A 20,333-nucleotide genomic window follows, 5' to 3' on the forward strand; every position below is an offset into this window, starting at 1 on the left:
GGATTATTGTTCATTTCGACAAAGACCGGGGTTCACGGATGGGTGTCTGCCTGCGGCATCAACTGCACGCCAAGGTAGAGAGCGAGCATCCCGTCCAACTTCAATGGATCAACGCCACTGAGTTCGGCAATCCGCTCCATCCGGTAACGCAAACTGTTGCGATGAATACCCAGCGCATCGGCGCAGGCCTGGCTTTGCCCGTCGTGCTCGCACCAACTGCGCAGGGTCGCCAGTAACTGGCCGTTGTTATCCCTGGCGATGAGTTTACGCAAGGGGTTGAGCAGCTCATCCAGTGCATCGTCGTTGCGATGGCGCCAGAGCAACACCGGCAGCCGATAGCGGTTAAGCGTCAGCAGGCGCGATTGGGGCAACACGTCGCGCCCATAGGCGAGCAAGTCGCCAACCCGGTGATAGCAACGACGCAATCCCGGCAGCCCATCCGCCTGCCCGCCCACGGCAATGCGCAGGATGTTCCAGCCCAGGCCATCGAGTTTTTCCAGCAGGCGCTCGTTCTCGATCGTCTGGTTAGCCGGCCGACACCACAGCAACGAAGACTTCGCCGAACACACGCACCAGCTGTCCGGGTAACGCCCCATAAGCCAGGCACTGAGCGCCTCGACGGTGTGCCCCGGCCCCTGCCCCGTGCCCAATTCGAACAGGTAAGGTACCCGCGGCAGCTGCGGTTTGAGCCCAAGCTGGTGCGCTTCGTCGATCAATCGCGGCGAGCTGCCGCTGTCGCTGAGCAGCAACGCCAGCAAGTCATCGCAACGCTGGCGTCGCCATTGCTGTTCGGCCTGTTGGTTGCGCTGGCCCACCAGCATCTCGGCGGTCATGCGCACAAGCTCAGCGTAGGTGCGCAATTGCTCGGGTTCGCCGGTGATGCCGAGCACGCCGATCAAGCGCTGGTCGAGCATCAGCGGCAGGTTGATGCCCGGTTGCACGCCCTTGAGGTGGATCGCGGTCTGCGCGTCGATCTCCACCACGCGGCCGTTGGCCAACACCAGTTGCGCGCCTTCATGCCGGGTGTTGACGCGCTCCGGCTCGCCACTGCCGAGGATCAGCCCCTGGCTGTCCATCACATTGACGTTGTACGGCAGGATGGCCATCGCCCGGTCGACGATGTCCTGGGCCAGGTCGTGATCGAGTTCGAACATAACGGGGTTCCTTGAAACGGGGGGGGGTCGACACTCATCGGGCGATCAACGTTACCCTGTGCATCGCAAGAAATCATGATAAAGCGTGCCACTCTGTCATAGAGCGTTTGCCCCGCTGTGCCATTCTGGTATTTGATTGAGCCTTTCCCTCCGGTAAAAGGATTTCCCCATGAGCTATCGCACGCTGGGTTACTCGGGCCTGCAAGTGTCCACCCTGACCCTGGGCACCATGATGTTTGGCGAGCAGACCAATACCGAAGATTCCCTGCGAATCATCGACAAGGCCTGGGACCAGGGCATCAATTTCATCGACACTGCCGACGTCTACACCAACGGCCGGTCCGAGGAGATCGTCGGCGAGGCCATTGCCAGTCGCCGTCAGGAATGGGTGCTGGCCACCAAGGTCGGTTTCGGCCCGGTGGACGGTGTGCCGAACCGCAGCGGCCTGAGTCGCAAGCACATGTTCAATGGCATCGAAGCCAGCCTGACGCGCCTGGGCACCGACTACCTGGACATCTATTACCTGCACCGCGAAGACCACAACACGCCGCTGGAGGTCACGGTGTCGGCCATTGGCGACCTGATTCGCCAAGGCAAGGTCCGCTATTGGGGCCTGTCGAATTATCGTGGCTGGCGCATCGCCGAGGTGATTCGCGTGGCCGACAGGCTCGGCGTCGACCGGCCGGTGATCAGCCAGCCGCTGTACAACATCGTCAACCGCCAGGCCGAAACGGAGCAGATTACTGCCGCGCAAAATTATGGCCTCGGCGTGGTGCCCTACAGTCCGTTGGCACGCGGCGTGCTCAGCGGTAAGTACGCGCCGGACGTCAAGCCGGACGCCAACAGCCGCGCAGGGCGCGCAGACAAACGCATCCTGGAAACCGAATGGCGCGTGGAGTCCTTGCGCATCGCCCAGCAGATTGCGCAATACACCCAAGAGCGCGGCGTGGGTATCGTCGAGTTCGCCATCGCCTGGGTGCTGAACAACAGCGCGGTGACCTCGGCCATTGTCGGCCCGCGCACGGAAGAACAATGGGATGCCTACACCAAGGCGCAGGCGGTGAAGATTACGGCTGAGGATGAGGCCTTCATCGATTCGCTGGTGACACCGGGGCATGCGTCGACGCCGGGGTTCAATGATGTGAGTCATTTCGTGTCTGGCCGTAAGCCGCACAACGTCTGAAGAAACACTGGCTAATGTGGGAGCGGGCTTGCCCCAGCGATGTTGTAAATATTGATCATCCGGCCAATATTCAGCACAAAAACCACGTATCCTCCGCACCCCGTTTTACGTTCAACCTCGCGAGGACAGCTTGTCAAAAGGTATCGCTTTATCGGTTTCAGCCTCGGTGCTGTTTGCCGTCATGTATTACTACACTTCGCTGCTCAAGCCGTTGAGCGGTGTGGAGATTTTCGGCTGGCGCATGCTGTTGACGGTGCCGTGCATGACCCTGTTCATGGTGGTGTCGGGAGAATGGCGGCGTGTGGTCGATCTGCTGCGTCGGTTCAGCGCCCAACCAAAGTTGATCGGCATCCTGTTCGTCTCGGCGGCGTTGCTGGGCGTACAGCTCTGGCTGTTCATGTGGGCGCCGCTCAACGGCTACAGCCTCGATGTGTCCCTGGGCTACTTCCTGTTGCCGCTGGCGATGGTCCTGACCGGGCGAATTGCCTACGGTGAACGGCTGTCTTACCTGCAAAAAATGGCGGTGTTCTTCGCCAGCCTGGGTGTGGTCAACGAGCTGTACCAAGTTGGCGGATTTTCCTGGGCGACACTGGTGGTGGTCGTGGGTTATCCACTGTATTTCGTGGTGCGCAAATGGCTGAAGACGGACAACCTCGGCGGGCTGTGGGTGGACATGACCCTGATGCTGCCGATCGCGTACTGGTTCGTGCGCAGTGGAGAGCAAGGCTTCGGTGTCTTCGACCAGCACCCGGCATTGGCGTGGCTGATCCCCCTGCTGGGCCTGATCAGCGCTTCGGCGCTGGTGGTCTACATCATCGCCAGTCGCTTGCTGCCGTTCAGCCTGTTCGGGTTATTGAGCTACGTGGAGCCTGTGCTGTTGCTGGGTGTGGCGTTGCTGCTGGGGGAAAGCATCAAGCCCGGTGAATGGCTGACCTATATTCCGATCTGGATGGCGGTAGTGGTGTTGGTGTTTGAAGGGTTCAAGCATTTGATGCGCCAGCGCAGGCCCTGAAAACACCACAAAACAATGTGGGAGCAAGCTCGCTCCCACAGTTTTTACGGTGTAACGATTTAATCAGTGCTCAACACACCACGACGCACCTGATCCCGCTCGATCGATTCGAACAGCGCCTTGAAGTTGCCTTCGCCGAATCCGTCATCACCCTTGCGCTGGATGAATTCGAAGAACACCGGCCCCATCAGGGTTTCCGAGAAGATCTGCAGCAGCAGGCGCTTGTCGCCCGACTCGGACGAACCGTCCAGCAGAATGCCGCGCGCCTGCAGCTCGCCCACCGGTTCGCCGTGGTTGGGCAAGCGGCCTTCGAGCATCTCGTAGTAAGTATCCGGTGGCGCGGTCATGAAGCGCATGCCGATGCTTTTCAGGTGATCCCAGGTCTTGAGCAGGTCATCGCTGAGAAACGCCACGTGCTGGATACCCTCACCGTTGAACTGCATCAGGAACTCTTCGATCTGCCCGGCGCCCTTGGACGACTCTTCGTTCAGCGGGATGCGGATCATGCCGTCCGGCGCGGTCATGGCCTTGGAGGTCAGGCCGGTGTATTCACCCTTGATGTCGAAGTAGCGGATTTCGCGGAAGTTGAACAGCTTCTCGTAGAAGTTCGCCCAGTAGGCCATGCGACCGCGATACACGTTGTGGGTCAGGTGATCGATGATCTTCAGGCCAGCACCGACCGGGTGACGGTCAACGCCATCCAGGAACACGAAGTCGATGTCGTAGATCGAGCTGCCTTCGCCGAAACGGTCGATCAGGTACAGCGGCGCACCGCCGATGCCCTTGATCGCCGGCAGGTTCAGCTCCATCGGGCCGGTCTCGATGTGGATCGGCTGGGCGCCGAGTTCCAGGGCACGCTTGTAGGCCTTTTGCGAGTCCTTGACCCGGAATGCCATGCCGCACACCGACGGACCGTGCTCGGCGGCAAAGTACGAGGCGACACTGTTGGGTTCGTTGTTGAGGATCAGGTTGATCGCGCCCTGGCGATACAGGTGCACGTCTTTGGAGCGATGGGTTGCGACCTTGGTGAAGCCCATGATCTCGAAGATCGGCTCCAGGGTATTGGGGGTCGGCGATGCGAGCTCGATGAATTCAAAGCCCATCAGGCCCATTGGGTTTTCGTATAAATCTGCCATGGTTGGCGCCTCATCATCTTTATCAATTAACGAATGTTAGTTGCTAGCAATGCTGAGACCGGCGGGTGGCGCGCAGGAGATACCCCGCACGCTGCGGGCGAGGAAATCACCGTAGATCAATTGAAACCCGAATATCTTCATTGTCGACCCAAGGCTCTGAGGGCGAGGCTTCTGCTGCCAGAAGACGATTATTATTGTATGCGTAACCTGATTCTACACAGCGTAAATCATTTTGTCCGCCTTCTGTATCAAATCCCCTTTTTCCCCCGACGCGCAAGGGGTTTGTCTCGCCGCAAATACCGTTCATCGCTGCGTCTGGAATACCCTTGGGCGGCGCAAGTGCCAAGGGCCAACTATCCTGCCTCGTACTTGAACGCTTCATGGGAGGCATCACTTCCTGCCAGCCGTTGATAGCCCGACTTCATCGAAACAGGTTTCGCCAATGCCACTAAACACCAACACCCACCCGCGTGGCATCAGGCTCGCCGTGACCTTGTTGTGTGGACTGCTGCCGGTCCTGCTGGGTTTTGCCATTCTTTACATGCAGGCCGAACGCGTGCTCAGGCTCAGCACCCGACACACTGCCGAAGAAGCGACTCGCCAGTTCGAACTGATGCTCGACAACACCGCCCAGGCGGCGCGCGAACTGCTGCCATTGGCTGGCCAGAGTTGCATTGACGTCAACCTGGCGTTGCGCGAGCAGGTGACACGGCGGCCCTTCGTGCGCTCGACCAACCTGCTGTGGGACGACACCATCTATTGCAGCTCACTGTTCGGCGACTATCACGAAAAAATTGCTTCCGGTGACTATGCCAACGGCCAGTTGATGTTGATGAAGGGCAACCCGGTGACGCCCGACACCGCGTTGCTGGTTTATCGACTCAGCGACGGCAAACGGGGTGCCATGAGCACGCTGGACGGTTACCACCTGAGTAATCTCATGCGCCTGATCGGGAGTCGGACCTTGCTGTTGCTGCAAGTGGGGCCTGCCTGGTTGTCCGCCGACGGCACCTACCACGAGGGCGAACCACCCCAGTTCCCCGTTGCACAAAACAGCCTGGCATCCTCGCGTTATCCTTTCAGCGTAACGGCCGGCTTCCCTGAGGGCGAAGTGTGGCGCTACATGAGCAGCGAATACCCGCCACTGTTCAGCTTGTTGCTGTTCTTCGGCGTAATTTCCGCGTTGATCGGGCACGTCTTGCAGAAACGTTCATCGTCGCCAACCGTTGAGATGCAGCGCGCACTGATTGCTGCGGAGTTCGTACCGTATTTCCAGCCAGTGGTGCAGGCGCAGAGTAAGAAATGCACGGGGGTCGAGGTGCTGATGCGCTGGAACCATCCCAAGGAAGGCCTGGTACGCGCCGACCTGTTCATTCCGTTTGCCGAACATTGCGGGCTGATCGTGCCCATGACCCGTTCGATCATGCAACAAACCGCCAGGCTGTTGGCACCGCGGTCGGCGTCCTTTGACGAGCCGTTCCATGTCGGCATCAATATCACCGCCAATCATTGCCAGGATCTTGCGCTGGTCGAGGATTGCCGCCAGTTCCTCGACGCCTTTGCCCCCGGCTCCATCCACCTGGTACTGGAGTTGACCGAGCGCAAGCTGATCGAGCCCACGGCCATCACCCTTCAACTCTTCGAGCAACTGCATGAGCTTGGCGTGATGATTGCCATCGACGACTTCGGAACCGGCCACTCGAGCCTCGGTTATCTGCGCCAGTTCAACGTGGACTTCCTGAAAATCGACCAGAGCTTCGTGGCCATGATCGGCATCGATACCCTTTCCAGCCACATTCTGGACAGCATCATCGAGCTGGCGGCCAAGCTCGACCTGGCAACGATTGCAGAAGGTGTGGAAACCCCGGAGCAAAGTGAGTACCTGACGGCCCACAAAGTGAACTACCTGCAAGGTTATCTGTTTGGCCGACCGATGCCCGCGGCGGACTTCATTAATGCATTAAGTGATCATTAACTAGTGGCCTTTAGCATCGATTCAACGACACGCCGCCCTCCTCCAATTGAATCTAGGCACAACTCTTGTTACATGAACAAAAAGTCATGATTTACTCTTGATCCATTAACTACTACAATTTTTCATGCCTGCACCAGATTGGCAGGTGAGCCATTTAATCACCGAGTCGCTTCAAGGCTCTTGGCTTATAGCTTTGTTTGCGGTTGGTATCAGCCACACACTATTGGAGTAAAGATATTGTCCAGACTCGCTGAATTTCGTGCAGCTGAAAAGGCCCTTCAAGAGCAGCTCAAGCAGCTTGAATCCCTGAAGAACGATGCCGGGCTCAAGAAAGAAATCGAATTCGAAGAAAAGCTCCAGGGGCTGATGAAAACCTACGGCAAGAGCCTGCGCGACATTATCGCCATCCTCGACCCGAACCCGGCAAAATCCGGTCTGCAACAGGCCGCCCCGAAAACCCGCCGCGCCCGCGTGGTCAAGGTTTATCAGAACCCGCATACCGGTGAGCTGATTGAAACCAAGGGCGGCAACCACCGTGGACTGAAGGCCTGGAAGGAACAATACGGTGCCGCCACCGTTGATTCCTGGCTGCGTGGCTAAACCCCCCCATTTGTCACGATGCATTGACACGTTGTCACAATGACTTGGCATGGGAATGCCTTAGCGAACTAATCATTGCAAAAAATGGAAAAAACCACCCGAACCACCCGAACCAATCGGTCCGGGTGGTTTTCTCGCATAAACGATTTGGACGTAAACGTTGATCGGAAGCGTGGCTGCTGGATAGCCCAGCTTCTGCGTCTTAGAGCCAAGACTTTAAGGCTTGAAAAGCACATCAGAAAACGGCAAGCAGCAGTTGGCGGTAACTTTTCGTAAAGCTATTTGATAAGTCCATGTAGAGGCCAGATCGCCCGCTGGTAATACATACTGCGCTGATGTGGTTGGGCCGAGCTGAATGCCTCTCTTTCAGTTCACAGTGTATTGAGTTATCCACTCACCATCTGTCGAACAAACCACAGGGGCAGCTGCAGGTGCAGGTGCAGGTGCAGGTGCAGGTGCAGGTGCACCTATAGCGCACACTACAGCCAAGTCTTCCGGCAAGTCATCGGCGATACGCTGTGAGAATCGCTTTAGTGTCGGCTTCGCAAAGACGAACAACCAGGCTTGATCGTCAATCTCGCCCATACGACGAAGGACTCTTCCCAGGACCTGACGGTAATGCAGCTCAGTACGAATTCGAATGTAGTAGCAGCATACCTGGAGCCGAGGGATCTCAGCTGCCTCGCTGATACCGGACACTTCGGAATCAATGTATGCCTTCCAGGACGGCATTAAGCACGGACCGGTACCTGACCTGAAAGCGATACTCGACCTGTTGAGAACGAAAAAAGATGGTTGGGGAATCGCATTTTGGTTCGCTTCTAGCAATGGGTACATTGGAGGCTGTCGACCGCAGGGCATCCTTTTGTCCGAGCCCGGCAAGCTACTGCTCGCTGCAACGGATGAGGTGTCAGGCATTAGACACGGATAGATCAGATGGGCATGATGCCATTCCCGATAGCTGTCAGCCCCGGGGCGCCACAACACTCCCTTCCCTCGTTTCAGCTACAAGCAAGCAAGCCGCTTTGCCATGCTTGGTAATGACAAAGGTGTAGCCTTGACTGACCAGCACAAGGAGTCGGCGCAGGCGGCGACGAGCCTGACTCTTGCTGAAAGATTTATACATCGCCGGGGCACCTCTTGAATGTGCGAAACGGTTAACGCGGCTAGCTCATTGGCTACTGATAGTCGCTCACGCGACAGACTAATTTTCCAAGAAAAAATTAAACATCGGTGAAAATGCGATCCCAATCTCGAGCAGCCAATGTCCGGCACACATCTTCCAATCCACCAAAGCAGCGTCGTGATACTACTTGCATGTTGTCCTGCGTTACGTACTGTATTGAATCACCAGTTTCATTGAGCAGTACTCCGCCCGCCCCCCTAAGCAACGCATGACCCGCAACGACATCATGTGCGGACACAGGGCAGACAGAGATACCGCACACGCCATCGCCAGCGGCTACTTTTGCAAGCCTGTAGGCAATCGAGGGCATGGCGACAAAACTGCTTGGAGCGCAGAGCTCATGATTTATTTCTGCCTTATTTGAGGCCGCTGAACTGAGCATGACGCGGCTATCGCTCGACCAAATCATATCCGGAAGCTTGGGAGCTATGGGTTTCCCATTGCGTAGCAAATTGGACAATCCTTCAGCCCAAGCGATGCAATCTGGAACCCCTTCGATCGTTACGGGTGCGTAGACCACACCTAGCATTGGGGTGTGTTTGTGTAGAAGGCCGACTGATACAGCTGAACCTTTCAGCCCCCTCAGAAAATCGTTTGTGCCATCGTTGGGGTCAACTACCCAGCACCATGAATCTCCTGTCAGGGTATGGCCGGTCTCCTCCCCCCAAAAGTCGCAGAAAAACAGGTCAAGCAGCTGCTGACGTAGAAGCTGTTCAATTTCCACATCGACTACTGCCTTGTCCCCCTCCCCCCTTGGCCCGTCTGCTCGTTGCCATTCTGTTACGAGGAGTTGGCCCGCCATGCAAACTATGTTGACGACGGAGGAAAGCAGCTCTGGCAGGACTGGACTTTTTGAGTGGGGGTTGGCTGGAGCCCCAGCGAGCCTTCCTAGCGGCTCGTGCGCTGATCCCAAATGCAGCACGGCATCAAGAAAACGATTTGACGCTTTTTCGGACCTCGAGAACATTGACCGCTGAGCCTCCGTTTCAAATTGAAACTTCAGGGCCCATTTCGATGTTTTCGCTTTGCGCTTACCTTTCATTACCGCCCCCACGCTCTTGGTGAGCCAAATGGTTTGCTGTCGCGCCGATCACAATCAGCTCCCCCTCCTCCATTTGCTAAGGAAGGGCGGCAGCTGGTTGAGCTCAGCGGAGAGTGGATCACAGGGTTCCGACACAGGCGAACCATTGGCCCCGCTGAACCAACACTGATATGGCCTGGTAATCGGATACAATGCACATCAGAAAACGGCCAACAGTTGCTGGCGATAATTCTTCGAAAAGCTTATTTGATACGTCGACGCAGGGGACAAATCGACCTGCGATAAAAATTTCTGCGCTGTAGCGGAAGTTGTTGAGCTGCCTGAATCTCCAATGAGAGCTTTCACGGAGCTATCCAACTCATCTTCGATTGAGCAAGCCTCAGGTGCACGTGCACCTACAGCGCACACAACAGCCAAATCTTCCGGCAGATCATCGGCGATTCGCTGAGAGAATCGCTTCAATGTCGGCTCCGCCAAGACGAACAACCAAGCTTGATCGTCAATCTCGCCCATACGCCGAAGAACTCTTCCCAGCACCTGCCGGTAATGCAGCTCAGTACGAATTCGACTGAGGTAGCAGCAAACTTGAAGCCGGGGAATATCAGTCCCCTCGCTGATCATTCCCACTGCAACAATCCAACGGCAGTCGCCATTTTTGAACGCGTTGATTACCTGTTGCGCGTCCGGGGTTCTGGTTGTCACGACTTGGAAGCTTTCACCCTTGTCCTTCAGCGCCGTAGCGACTTGGTGTGCATGTGCAATATTTGTGGCAACAACCAAGCCCGCGGCATTCGGTTTAAGCATTCGCACTTCATCGAGTTTCTTGCTCCCCAGGTCGAGCAACTGGCTAAGCGCTTCCTCATGGCAAATCAAGTCTTCGTATGAGACCGGAGACTCACGCAGTAGCTTAGCGATGCTGGGAAAAAGCTTGACGGTACTGTCGTTCGCGAAATCCTCACGGAGTCTCAGCATCTGGTTATCGAGCAGGACGATGCGAGGTGACCGACAAACTCCGTCGGAAATGGCTTCTTTGAGGCCGTATCGATAGTCGCAAATCAATCGGCCTTCCGGGTTGGAGTAACGAGCCAGAGCAATGCCCCTGTCATCGGAGCGCCATGGCGTACCCGACAGAGCCAAGGTAAAGGCGGCCCGGTCCTGCATATTCAAAAGAATTTGTTGCCCCCAGGCATTGCTCAAAAGCGGATCGTGTCCTGAGCAGTGATGGATCTCGTCGAATACCGCAAACACGCGATAGTCATCGAAAAGCCTCCAGAAGGCGTCATCCTGGTGTTCCATGGCTTGATAGGTACTTGCGGTTCCAATGGCACCGATAAGTCCATCCAAACGCCTCCCCAATACAGCCGAGAACGTAGTGCGAAAACCGTCGACGACTTGGCACGAGGGAGCAAAACACAGCACGAGATCGATCTTTCCCTGCTCTAACAAACGTCGAGCGAGCTCCGCGGCCATCCGAGTCTTCCCCGCCCCAGGTGTGGCTTGGCAGAAAAAGTGCGGCGTTGAGGTGTAGTGTTCCAACGCGATCTCAATGCATTGGCTTTGCCATTTTCTCGGCGATGCTTTCATCGTGCGGACGTGACTGTCTTGAGCGTCTTTTCGACCGCTCGGAGATGCCCTAAAAGACGAGAGCTTCGGTCTCGGGCTTCCAGATACTCGCCTTCGACTTGGTCTTTCAGATGCGGCATTTCGTCGAGTAGCTGCTTATAACGCTCCGCCTCTCCCATTGAAGAAAGGAAGTCGAGCCGAATCTCTTTGAGTATGGATTCCAGGTGCTCGATCACACCTGCGTCTGGCTGCTCTGGATCAGTACTTTGCAAGGGTTGATGAGACGGTTTGTTCGCCGGCTTAGCGCTGCTTTCGTACCCATTGTCAATGAGCTCCACCTGCAAGTTCGCCGGAATGCTCTGCCAGTGATAGATCTGACCCCGCTTTTGTCGTTTTTCATCCTGAGTGACCCATCCGGTACGCAGCATGCGTCGGATCTGCTCATAGACATATCGACGCAAGTCGCTGCTGTTGAAAGTCATACCCGTCAGCTGCGCAGCGTAGGCGTCACGTAGATCCTGGGTCGTAAACTGGCGTAGATGCCCCTGCTGAAACAGGTCGTAGAGCCGCCTGTCGAGGATGAATGAATCGGGTTTCATGCAGGCACCTGGAAGGGAAATTCGCGGAACGGCCAAAATGCGGATTATAATCCGTGGTTGATTCATCCGCAAACGCACGATAGTGCCGCCTCAGTGGGAACCGAGGCGGTTATGCATCAGCTTGCAAAGGCATTGGGTGAAAGAATACGGAGACAAAGGAAGGCCAAAGGATTTTCCCAAGATGCCTTGGCGCACTCCTGCAGTGTCGATCGTAGCTATATGGGGCGTATTGAGCGCGGTGAAGTCAACATCACCGTGGAAAAGCTATATCGCATAGCCACCGTATTGGAATGCGAGCCGCATTTTCTCTTGCCTGAATCGCTGTCTCTCCATGAATTGGCTTCTGATCTGACGGCAAGCGACTGAGCCAATAATCATGCGTTGACATGGATTTCGCCATCCTTATCGGATTTCGTTCCCGACCGAACGCCCTAGTGACTGGGCGCTTCCCTGCCCCTCGAGTTCCAAATGATCCATGCGGAACAGGCCGTCAAAATCTGCGCGCTGTCATGCGATACGGATCTGCCAGATAATAAGTGGCAAAGATCCAACCATGAAGGTGCACCATGCTTGCCGAAGTGCTGAAAGAGGATTTTTATCGTGCTTTCCGGGGCCGGTTTTCAGAACTACTCAATCTCCCTATTGACGCTTCAGACTCTGATCTCAATGAGATGATCTTTGCAGGTTTTTCAATCGACCGGTTCAATATTTTTTGCGAGCTGGGCAAAATTCCCCCACATCAACGTGAACACATTATCTCTCACAAGACACTTAGCTTCCGGTTGTCGCGCGGGCAGAAACTTACAGTAGATGAGAGTGACCGCCTATTCAGAAATGCCTATATCTTGGCTATGGCGGAGGTGGTGTTTGGGAATGGAGAGAAAGCCCGGTCGTGGCTTTCGAAGCCCAAGAGTCGTTTTTCAGGAAAGGATCCAATAGCGATGCTCGCAACTACATCAGGTTCCCACCAGGTCGAGGAGATGCTAATACAGGTTGCAGAAGGCATTGCGTTCTGATCGCAAACGCCATTGGCCTACATATCGGGTTTTTAGGTTCATTTCTGTGCTGCGGGATATTGCTTTTGTACTTGCTGAGCGTTCAGGCCTCGAAGCCCTGACCATAATCATGCCGACGCGCAATGTTGCGGTGTCAAATCCGCAGTCCTGTAGCCAATGTTTCGCGGCATGACCGTGTTCGCTGCGTTTCGGTGCTCGGCGCGGTTGCATCCTCTTGATCCAATTTTGAAGTTTTTCGTCTCGAGTTCCACCATCCGCTTAGCTCTGTGAGCTACGTCATTTCTAGGGCGCGCCTGTGTTCGCTTTTTTCTTGCGAAGCGTCCTCGCCTTCATTGCCTTTTTGGGCTTGACCACAGCATCTCCGCCTCGCTTGGTTTCGCGGGATTGTCTGAAGATGCCCAACGCTTCCTGCGCCGGATGGCTAGAAAGCTGAAAAGCACTCAATCTTCTCTGGCCTGAAAATATACCGCTACCCAACTGTGCACTACGTTTACTTTAAATCCTCGATAAAGCGTCTCGTCATCTTCCGTGGTGGATTGTTCAGCTAGTTGCGGAATTGATCGACGCCAGATTTACAGCCTCCCAGCAGCCACGCTGCTCTAGTTCCTGAAGAAAGCTCCTGAAGCTACGCCGGCGTTGGTCGGAGCCGCTCGGAATGGCAAGTCGCGTAGTCGAAACCATTACGCTTCCCGCCATACATCGGTTAATCGTCAGAAATTCTGGGATGAGTTTGTTCGGCTCGCACAACCACGCCGTGATCCATACCTGTCATAAATCCGCTCTCCTCTGACAAAAAAGAGCCTTTTGTTTACGTTCAACGTCCCTGCAATTCCATGAGGCGCGCAGCTCTTCGATCAGGCGCGTAATTGAGCAATGAAATACGCTTCATTCCGAATTATGATTTAACTAGATAGTTAGCTATCTATATAATGCACAGATCATTTCAACGGGACACTTAACGTGAAGCAGAGTCACCGCCTCTCGGGCATATCAAAATTCATTCTGGTCGGGTTGGGCGTGATCATCGCCCTCCTCGGTTTGGCGCTTGCTGCGGGCGGCGTGAAGTTGGTCAGCCTGGGAGGCTCCTGGTACTTCCTGGTGGGTGGGCTGGTGATGGCCGTTTCCGGTCTGCTGATCGCTCGCTTCAAAACGGCAGGTGCCTGGTTGTTCGCTGCGTTTCTGCTGGGCACGGCGATCTGAGCGGTGAGTGATGCCGGGCTAGTTTTCTGGCCGGTGTTCTCGCGCCTGTTCATGTTCAGCGCCGTAGGCCTGGCGGTCGCGCTGGTCTCGCGTCTGAATCAGCGCTCGCGTGCGCTCACTCGGCATTGTCATGGTCTCCTCCTCTCACGAACCGTATACGGTCTAACGGCGCTGAGCTTGATGGATGCCGACGAAGTTTTTTGCACCATCAGCCACCTCAAAGCCTACACCGAAAACTAGATTGCACACCGACGCAATCGCCCGGATCCGCCCGGGCTTTTCGCGAATCAAGCCCCACTCTCCTCCCCCGGCGTTCAGCCAATTGCGCCTCCGCGCGCCAAAAACTCCAGTAGGTTTGAGAACCTTGCATTATCAAACCTACTATTCGTTCCCAATACCAGGGAGAGCGGGCTCTCTAGTGTCTTTGAGGTGTTGGGGGATGCGGACAAAAACTTGGACTGGTTATGCCGCGAGGCCCAGGCTCTCACGCTGGGTCAATTTTCAATCAGCGCCGACATCTTTGAGGGGAGGCCAGGCACCAACGAGATCTTACAACATGCACGTTGAGGGCACACTGTATCCTCAGGGGTTACTCGCGATCAAAGCCCTACAGTTCTCAACTTCTTGCTCACATCCCATCCCTTAAAGGGCGTCTGCAGTTGAGCCTTCGGCATAAATTGCGGATCGATTCAATTCACAACCAGCGCCCCTGCTCTTTCCGCACCAAAGCGTACATGGCGTCAACGCTCAATGACAAGGCGGCAGCGCGACGCTTTGCAACATGTGCAGGTGATAGGAAACGCTTGGTGCTCTCGCTAGCGTTGGATAGACAGATGGCCTGGAAGTTCGCTTCATCAGCCCGCCCCGAGAGCATTCGACGGGTGCGATCATCGAACAACATGAAGCGGATGGGATTCAAACGCAGTAACGCCCGCCACTTGGCATCCAACGAGACAAAAAACGGAATGTGAAATGCACCATAGCTATTTTGTGCGGCCATACGCTCCAGTAGTCGTAAGTGTGAGATATCCCAAGCCATTCCCTTTACTTTTTCAAGCATCGTGTGCGAACGACCAGTGACAGGCCCGAAAAAGGGGGCCGGCTGCTTGGTCGCTATCCCCTTCCAGATCAGACTCAAATCGGACATCGGAATGAAACCTAGATCATTGACGCAGTAGTCGATCAGTTTTCCGAAAATCGTCTTCACATCTCGATTGGGAACATGCCAAAGCCCCGCCAGCCTCAGCAGCAAGGCCTCTGTCGCCAAGGCCGATGCCTCATGACGCAAAAAATCTTCGTTCGTGTGAAGGTCGCAAACCAGCTGCACAGCCGCTGGGCGAAGTCTCTCCTTAAGGGCGTCGATCGATTCACCATGGAAGTGCAGCTCCTCCGTATCTTGGTAGCGCTCCCAATCGAGATAGTCCAAAGTGCGGAACGCGACGAGCGTGTCGATCGGTCGCTCGTTACTGGTGTCATCTCTTGCCAGCCGGACATTTTCATAGAGAAACGGCAAGATATCGAATTGAACCTGCGGATTGTTCGCCTTCAACATGAGAACACTTTTGACCCGCGTAATATCCTGATCACTAGAAGCCGTTTGCTGATTGATCAGCCGCCTTAATCTTTCAGCAAAATTCGAGTCGAAGCTGAGCGAGTAATCAAGCAAAAGTTCGGAGCGACCGGCCTGTAGCGCTCCCTGCACCGCCGTCTCCGCTGAGACAAAGAAAGCCCTAGGCCCCTGAATAACCGGTATTATAAATTCATTGCCATCCACACCAAGGCCAAGACTCAGGTCTATTCCACCTGGTTGGTCCGTACTAACCAGGCTTCTCAGTGCTGCGCACTCAGCAGCGCGCTCATCAAGCTGCTGCCAAGCCTCCTGATGATTGAAAACTACCGCTCGATACAACTCATCGATTACTGCCGGCTGCACACGCTTCCTCCTTGATACAACCCACGCCCCTGGAACGCCCTCAGTCAGTTTTGAGGGCCAACAGGCATCTGCTGAGACTTAATTGTTGAGCGCCGAGAGCCTCAGCGCAATTGCAGATGCACTTTGCTTGACGCCTGCTCAGCTATCCAAAACTTGCTAACTTTCAAGGTCGATGACGGAGTTCAAAGTTACAGCACAACTCGCTTCATCGCGAACAAGGTTCGCTTAGCTAGGAGAGCTCCATTTTTTTGGTGCTGGATTATCGCTGGGCTATTTCAAACCCCAGCCGTTGAAGCGTAGTTCGCTCTGCGACTTTCAACTTCTTGACCGCCCAGACCAGGAGATTTTTGGGCCTTGAGCTCGCGACATAGGCGAGCCTTGCCGCCTCCAAGTTCTTGTCACCAATCCAATCCGCCCAATGTGACTGATCCCCTCGCCTGGAAGCTGAAACCAGCATTGTCGCTTCGTGGGTTTCACCCTTGATCTCATGAATCGTCGCCAACCGGACGCGACTCTGGTGCGACGCCACCAAAGAAAGTCTCTGAGTGACAAGTTGCTCACCGAGCCCCGATGGGGAGCGCAACCCAAGCGCTGCCAATGGTGCAATTGCCACAGCGATATCTGCGATGACAAAGACCTGCATTGGCAGCTCATTAAGACGGGCCTTGGCCACCCTACACCACCCTCTCCAGTGCTGCCCTGCGACAGAAGCGCCCGCGCTCGTGACAAATGCCAGCGCCTGATGAAGAAACAACCGCCATTCGAGCTCGGACTCGACATCCACAGGGCAGTGGAAGGAATTGGGTTTTGCCGAATAGCCCAACTTGCTTGCCAGCCACCCTCCAAAGAGCGCGAGCGACTTCTGGATAGCGAACACAGATTCATTGCCCGCCAAGGCGCACGCCAGTGCCAAGCGCTCGGTATCGTTCAGATCGTTGACGCCACTGAAAAAACGGTTCAGCGTCGAATGACCGCGCGAGACGATCACCCGGTTCGCGTAGCTGTCACTGAGGCTCATGAACAGAGGCATAGCTTCAGAGGGACAGTCGTCATACTCGACAATCACTGGCGCAGCAGGATGAATCGCTGGATTGCCGTGAATTTTGTTCCCCGGCACCAGTTCGGAGCACAGGTCGACAATTGCCTGCGAACTGCGAAAGTTTTGACGTAGCTGCAGACAGGTGAATCCATGATCGCGGATGAAACACATGACACGCGCAGGATCCGCATGGCGAAATCCGTAAATCGACTGGTTGAGATCCCCCACGATATGCATTTTCACGCCCAGCCCGAGCAAGCCCTCCAGGACGGCCAATTGCTCCACCGAAAGATCCTGACACTCATCGATCACCAGAAATGGATAACGCAGGGCTAGTCGCGTACAAAAGGCTGACAACTTTGCCTCCTGCAGGATCTGAATCGCGAGATGCTCGACATCCCGGTAGGTGGCAAAACCTGCCGCCTTGAAACGCGTCTTGGTATCCCTGAGGTCACGCAGTTGCCAATCGGCCAAGACCACTGCGTTCAGCTTGCGGTCCAGTCCAGGCTCGCCCGTTCGGAAAACAAATTTGTCCGTTGCCAGATCAAAGTCGTACTGGCTGGCGGGAACGCGGATGTGTTCTATGGCATATTTGGTTTTGAGGTACACCGTTGACGAGGAGTCGACCAACCTCAGCCGGAAATCACCGTCCTTGCCGGCATAGCCGGTTAGCCGATGGGCCACAGGCGCCACGATGCAATTTAGGATGAAGCTGTCAATCGTCGACACCCAGTGCGGGTACGCCACCGGAGCCCGCTGTCGGTGGGCGATCAGCCGAGTTTTCAGTTCATTGGCGGCGCTGTTGGCAAATGACAGCAGCGCGATCCCCCCCGGATACCCCTGCCAATCCTCGATTTCGCGAGCCACCTTGGCAGCAATCACCTCAGTTTTCCCGCTCCCTGGACAGGCCTCAAGGTAAATATTTTCGTCAATGTAGGAAGCGAGATACCCCTGCTGCTCTTCGCTGGGAAAGGTCATTAGAGTGGCTCCTCAGCGATACAGCACGCCCAGCAGATGGCCTGCTTAATGTAGTGCGGTACGGCAAAGGCGCAATCGCCCTGTTCGAGCTTGTCGGCCAGTAGTTGCGCGTACAGCCCCTTCCCCATGCTGTTGGAATCAATGCGCTCCAGGAGCTCGTACGCATACTCGGCTTTCTGCGATTCAGACAGTCCACCAAAGTCGGCCGCAAGCATGTCCTTGAACGAAGCCTTGACCGGGCCATCCGTGGGCCAGTTCTCATAGGCGACTTGCAACATGACTGGCAGATTGTCCGCTGTCATCGCCAAGTCGTACTCAAAGGTTTTTAGCTCGCCACTAAACAATCGCCCGTACTGGGATATCGCAATGGTCGGGATCAGGGCCAGAGCAGGGTTGGTACCGACAGCCAAATTCCCTAGATGCGGTTTCACGACCACTTCGACAAGCTGCTCCTGTACCAACACCTTCTGGGTTTTGGCCGGATCCTTGTCGGTGAGACCTGCGCAGGGAATGGGCAGGTTACGGCTACGCAACTGCCCCTCGACCTCACAAAACAATTGCATGAAATGGGCGAAATAGATGCCATTTAGATTGATTACAGATACCCCGTAGTCATCTAGGGTGTTCAAACCTTTGCCGCGGTTCGCGAGGACGATTTTCGCCAGCTCTGGCAGCGCAATGGCCTCCGCCACGCCTTCTACAAGGATGACGCCTTTGGAAAAGAGCAGATTGGACTTGGTTACATCCAGCCAACGGTCGATAAACCGCCGACTCGGTTCCGACAGGCCGCAAAAGCGCGCAGGAACGGCCAGCGGTTCGACTCCGCCGTTGATATGGATGATGTTGTTGATAGAAACAGCCGACGAGATCACCGTGGAATGGGTGGTGATCACCACCTGAATATTCTTGTTGAGGGCCACCTCCTGCAGGTGCTTTAACAGCCTGATCTGAAGTTGCGGATGCAGGTGCGCTTCCGGCTCCTCAATCAGCAGCAGCTTATGCAGTGTGCGCTCCCCCGGGCCCTCGCCATCTTCGACGATCAACTCGGCGAGGATGGAGGCGATATAGAGCAGATTGTTGTAGCCCAGACTGTTCTCATCCAGCGAGCGGAACTGTGATAGTTCGGCTGGTGATCCATTGGGAAAATACAGCAAACGCAAGCCTTCGACGATCCTGGTGAAGTTGGATTCCGAAAACTGAATCGTCGTGTTTTGCGACAGCCTTTCTCCGAGGGCTGCACGCAGGCTACTGGAGATCAAGGCATTCGCTCGTTTAATGTCTTGTTCATCGGCCAGCTGAGAGTTGAAGTCGGCGACTTTCACTTCAAGCGGATGCAATGTTCCGCTCTTGGCGCACGCCTGTAATTGATCCTTGCACAACGCCTTCATCAGCTTGGAGAGCCTTGACTGTCGCCCCTCCCGCAACTTCTGCTCCGCATCGCGCAGCGGGGGCAAATAGATGCAGTGAATCAGGTCCAACGTCTGTTGATTAAATATCCCCGTCCTTATCGCTCCGCCCCAGAGCTCCTGGCTGTAGCGGCCGCGCATTTCGCGGTTGAGCACAGTTAAATTGAGCACTGCTTCGTCCTGCTCGCCACACCAAGAGTCAAGCGCTACTTTCTCGAAGACACTGAGGTCGCCGAAAATCGCCTGGATGGCGAAACTGGACGCAGGCACTGCGTCAAGCTCAAACGACTTGTGGAAATCGCGTTCGTTGACCGAACGTTTTCCCGACTCCGAATCTTGAAAAAGCTGGCGCAACGCATTTATCACGCCCGTTTTGCCCGCGCCGTTCTCCCCAACCAACACGTTCAGCCCTGCATGAAGCTCAATCGTGAAACGTCTACCGAAACTCTTGAAGCCCTCGATCTCTAGCTGTCTCAAGTACATTAAATTTCATCCCTTCAATTTAACGCTCGGCACGTGCGCTGGCTTGCGCGTGCCCGGTGATACTGACCAATGTCGCCAAATACCCAGGGGATGTCCATAGGCCATTAGCGGCAAAATTGTGACTGGTGCATCAGGAACAATCCCAGCACTGGCGTACCGGACGCCACATCCCCCGCACCGTCCGTGCAAAGTGGCGGTGAGCTTGTCGATGGTGATCCAGCGTATGGTCTTCCCCGACATTTTCAGTCGAGCTGACGTCAGGAGGACTGCTCATTCAATCCAGAGCGTGAGCGACCGCTCTTGGAGCGCCACCGATCGTGATTTTTCCTGGAGAGAAATGACTGGGGTATAGCCAATCCTCATATCCAACAGTTGGTCGAGGCGCTCGCGCTCCTCGGCAGAAAGCGAGCCCGGCGTCTCGGCGCGTTGCACGCGGCGACGGCGCACGATCACCGCGATGATCACCACACCTCCCAGCAGCAGGCCGGCGGGGCCGAACCAGAGCAGCGCGGTCTTGGCGTTAAGGGCCGGTTTGTAGCGGACGAAATCACCGTAGCGATCGACCATGAAGTCGATGATCTGCTGATTGTCCTTGCCCTCGCCGAGCATGCGGAAAATCTCTTTTCGCAGGTCGGCGGCGATCGGTGCGTTGGAGTCGGCGATGTCCTGGTTCTGGCACTTGGGGCAACGCAGCTCCTTGGTCAACTCGCGAAAACGCTCGCGATCACCTTCCTTGGCGAACTCGTAGGTGTCGATGGCGGCGTGGGCCACGCCGGCCAGGCTCAAGCCCAGTACAACGGCGGCAATCCAGCGCTTCATGGCTTGGCC

15 protein-coding genes and 3 pseudogenes are annotated in these 20,333 nt (G+C 55.6%); 7 read left to right on the top strand and 11 right to left on the bottom strand.

Annotated features, from left to right (window positions below):
* Positions 1-32: 32 nt before the first annotated feature.
* Positions 33-1,154, bottom strand: coding sequence for a sugar diacid recognition domain-containing protein (locus ACIO0C_RS22465; RefSeq protein ID WP_401315317.1), 1,122 nt, complete (start codon positions 1,152-1,154; stop codon positions 33-35).
* A gap of 169 nt (positions 1,155-1,323) precedes the next feature.
* Here ACIO0C_RS22465 and ACIO0C_RS22470 point away from each other — a divergent pair, with 169 nt between their 5' ends.
* Positions 1,324-2,337: an aldo/keto reductase gene (locus ACIO0C_RS22470; protein WP_401315319.1), complete on the top strand. Its 1,014-nt coding sequence runs from the start codon at positions 1,324-1,326 to the stop codon at positions 2,335-2,337.
* Positions 2,338-2,467: 130 nt separating this feature from the next.
* Complete coding sequence (gene rarD / locus ACIO0C_RS22475; protein ID WP_401315320.1) at positions 2,468-3,349, top strand: EamA family transporter RarD; 882 nt, start codon at positions 2,468-2,470, stop codon at positions 3,347-3,349.
* A gap of 59 nt (positions 3,350-3,408) precedes the next feature.
* On the opposite strand, the gene hppD is transcribed toward rarD, so the two are convergent.
* Positions 3,409-4,485 (bottom strand): 4-hydroxyphenylpyruvate dioxygenase, encoded by a 1,077-nt coding sequence (hppD, locus tag ACIO0C_RS22480; protein WP_401315322.1) that lies wholly within the window; start codon positions 4,483-4,485, stop codon positions 3,409-3,411.
* 106 nt (positions 4,486-4,591) lie between these two features.
* A complete protein-coding gene (locus ACIO0C_RS22485; RefSeq protein ID WP_401315324.1) occupies positions 4,592-4,867 on the bottom strand; it encodes a hypothetical protein in 276 nt (91 codons plus the stop codon).
* A 60-nt stretch (positions 4,868-4,927) separates the two neighbouring features.
* Here ACIO0C_RS22485 and ACIO0C_RS22490 point away from each other — a divergent pair, with 60 nt between their 5' ends.
* Positions 4,928-6,460 (top strand): EAL domain-containing protein, encoded by a 1,533-nt coding sequence (locus tag ACIO0C_RS22490; RefSeq protein ID WP_401315326.1) that lies wholly within the window; start codon positions 4,928-4,930, stop codon positions 6,458-6,460.
* A 237-nt stretch (positions 6,461-6,697) separates the two neighbouring features.
* Positions 6,698-7,060 (top strand): histone-like nucleoid-structuring protein, MvaT/MvaU family, encoded by a 363-nt coding sequence (locus ACIO0C_RS22495; protein WP_008065377.1) that lies wholly within the window; start codon positions 6,698-6,700, stop codon positions 7,058-7,060.
* Positions 7,061-7,510: 450 nt separating this feature from the next.
* Here the strand turns inward: ACIO0C_RS22495 and ACIO0C_RS22500 are convergent.
* From ACIO0C_RS22500 to ACIO0C_RS22515, 4 genes and pseudogenes are all read right to left on the bottom strand, one after another.
* Positions 7,511-7,759 (bottom strand): annotated as a pseudogene (locus tag ACIO0C_RS22500) (diguanylate cyclase); the annotation flags it as partial.
* Positions 7,760-8,283: 524 nt separating this feature from the next.
* A complete protein-coding gene (locus tag ACIO0C_RS22505) occupies positions 8,284-9,288 on the bottom strand; it encodes an inositol monophosphatase family protein (RefSeq protein WP_401315328.1) in 1,005 nt (334 codons plus the stop codon).
* A gap of 198 nt (positions 9,289-9,486) precedes the next feature.
* Positions 9,487-10,872 carry a DEAD/DEAH box helicase gene (locus ACIO0C_RS22510; protein ID WP_401315330.1) on the bottom strand — a complete coding sequence of 462 codons (1,386 nt, stop codon included), beginning with the start codon at positions 10,870-10,872 and terminating at the stop codon, positions 9,487-9,489.
* Positions 10,869-11,450, bottom strand: a complete 582-nt coding sequence (locus tag ACIO0C_RS22515; protein ID WP_401315332.1) for a hypothetical protein — start codon at positions 11,448-11,450, stop codon at positions 10,869-10,871. Before ACIO0C_RS22515 ends, ACIO0C_RS22510 begins: the two co-directional genes overlap by 4 nt.
* Positions 11,451-11,561: 111 nt before the next feature.
* On the opposite strand from ACIO0C_RS22515, the gene ACIO0C_RS22520 reads away from it, so the two are divergent.
* The 3 genes and pseudogenes from ACIO0C_RS22520 to ACIO0C_RS22530 all read left to right on the top strand — a co-directional run.
* Positions 11,562-11,816, top strand: coding sequence for a helix-turn-helix domain-containing protein (locus tag ACIO0C_RS22520; protein ID WP_401315333.1), 255 nt, complete (start codon positions 11,562-11,564; stop codon positions 11,814-11,816).
* A gap of 200 nt (positions 11,817-12,016) precedes the next feature.
* The gene (locus ACIO0C_RS22525; protein WP_401315334.1) at positions 12,017-12,466 is read left to right on the top strand and encodes an antitoxin Xre/MbcA/ParS toxin-binding domain-containing protein; all 450 of its coding nucleotides are present in this window, start codon (positions 12,017-12,019) and stop codon (positions 12,464-12,466) included.
* A 960-nt stretch (positions 12,467-13,426) separates the two neighbouring features.
* Positions 13,427-13,763: pseudogene (locus tag ACIO0C_RS22530) on the top strand (membrane-bound PQQ-dependent dehydrogenase, glucose/quinate/shikimate family); the annotation flags it as partial.
* A gap of 597 nt (positions 13,764-14,360) precedes the next feature.
* Here ACIO0C_RS22530 and ACIO0C_RS22535 read toward each other — a convergent pair.
* From ACIO0C_RS22535 to ACIO0C_RS22550, 4 genes and pseudogenes are all read right to left on the bottom strand, one after another.
* On the bottom strand, positions 14,361-15,599 hold the full coding sequence (locus tag ACIO0C_RS22535) for a hypothetical protein (RefSeq protein WP_401315336.1): 1,239 nt from the start codon (positions 15,597-15,599) through the stop codon (positions 14,361-14,363).
* Positions 15,600-15,858: 259 nt separating this feature from the next.
* The gene (locus ACIO0C_RS22540; RefSeq protein WP_401315337.1) at positions 15,859-17,616 is read right to left on the bottom strand and encodes a UvrD-helicase domain-containing protein; all 1,758 of its coding nucleotides are present in this window, start codon (positions 17,614-17,616) and stop codon (positions 15,859-15,861) included.
* Positions 17,616-19,505 carry an ATP-dependent nuclease gene (locus tag ACIO0C_RS22545; protein WP_401315339.1) on the bottom strand — a complete coding sequence of 630 codons (1,890 nt, stop codon included), beginning with the start codon at positions 19,503-19,505 and terminating at the stop codon, positions 17,616-17,618. The genes ACIO0C_RS22540 and ACIO0C_RS22545 overlap by 1 nt, the downstream gene beginning before the upstream one ends.
* A gap of 363 nt (positions 19,506-19,868) precedes the next feature.
* Positions 19,869-20,324: pseudogene (locus tag ACIO0C_RS22550) on the bottom strand (cytochrome c-type biogenesis protein); the annotation flags it as partial.
* Positions 20,325-20,333 lie beyond the last annotated feature (9 nt).

It is taken from the genome of Pseudomonas sp. NPDC087336, assembly GCF_044744285.1.
Classification (GTDB): domain Bacteria; phylum Pseudomonadota; class Gammaproteobacteria; order Pseudomonadales; family Pseudomonadaceae; genus Aquipseudomonas.

Coding starts and splice junctions, on each gene's coding strand:
- ACIO0C_RS22505 (WP_401315328.1), bottom strand. CDS start 9,288: ATGAAAGGTAAGCGCAAAGCGAAAACATCGAAATGGGCCCTGAAGTTT.
- ACIO0C_RS22520 (WP_401315333.1), top strand. CDS start 11,562: ATGCATCAGCTTGCAAAGGCATTGGGTGAAAGAATACGGAGACAAAGG.
- hppD (WP_401315322.1), bottom strand. CDS start 4,485: ATGGCAGATTTATACGAAAACCCAATGGGCCTGATGGGCTTTGAATTC.
- ACIO0C_RS22465 (WP_401315317.1), bottom strand. CDS start 1,154: ATGTTCGAACTCGATCACGACCTGGCCCAGGACATCGTCGACCGGGCG.
- ACIO0C_RS22545 (WP_401315339.1), bottom strand. CDS start 19,505: ATGTACTTGAGACAGCTAGAGATCGAGGGCTTCAAGAGTTTCGGTAGA.
- ACIO0C_RS22470 (WP_401315319.1), top strand. CDS start 1,324: ATGAGCTATCGCACGCTGGGTTACTCGGGCCTGCAAGTGTCCACCCTG.
- ACIO0C_RS22515 (WP_401315332.1), bottom strand. CDS start 11,450: ATGAAACCCGATTCATTCATCCTCGACAGGCGGCTCTACGACCTGTTT.
- ACIO0C_RS22510 (WP_401315330.1), bottom strand. CDS start 10,872: ATGAAAGCATCGCCGAGAAAATGGCAAAGCCAATGCATTGAGATCGCG.
- ACIO0C_RS22540 (WP_401315337.1), bottom strand. CDS start 17,616: ATGACCTTTCCCAGCGAAGAGCAGCAGGGGTATCTCGCTTCCTACATT.
- ACIO0C_RS22485 (WP_401315324.1), bottom strand. CDS start 4,867: ATGAAGCGTTCAAGTACGAGGCAGGATAGTTGGCCCTTGGCACTTGCG.
- ACIO0C_RS22490 (WP_401315326.1), top strand. CDS start 4,928: ATGCCACTAAACACCAACACCCACCCGCGTGGCATCAGGCTCGCCGTG.
- ACIO0C_RS22525 (WP_401315334.1), top strand. CDS start 12,017: ATGCTTGCCGAAGTGCTGAAAGAGGATTTTTATCGTGCTTTCCGGGGC.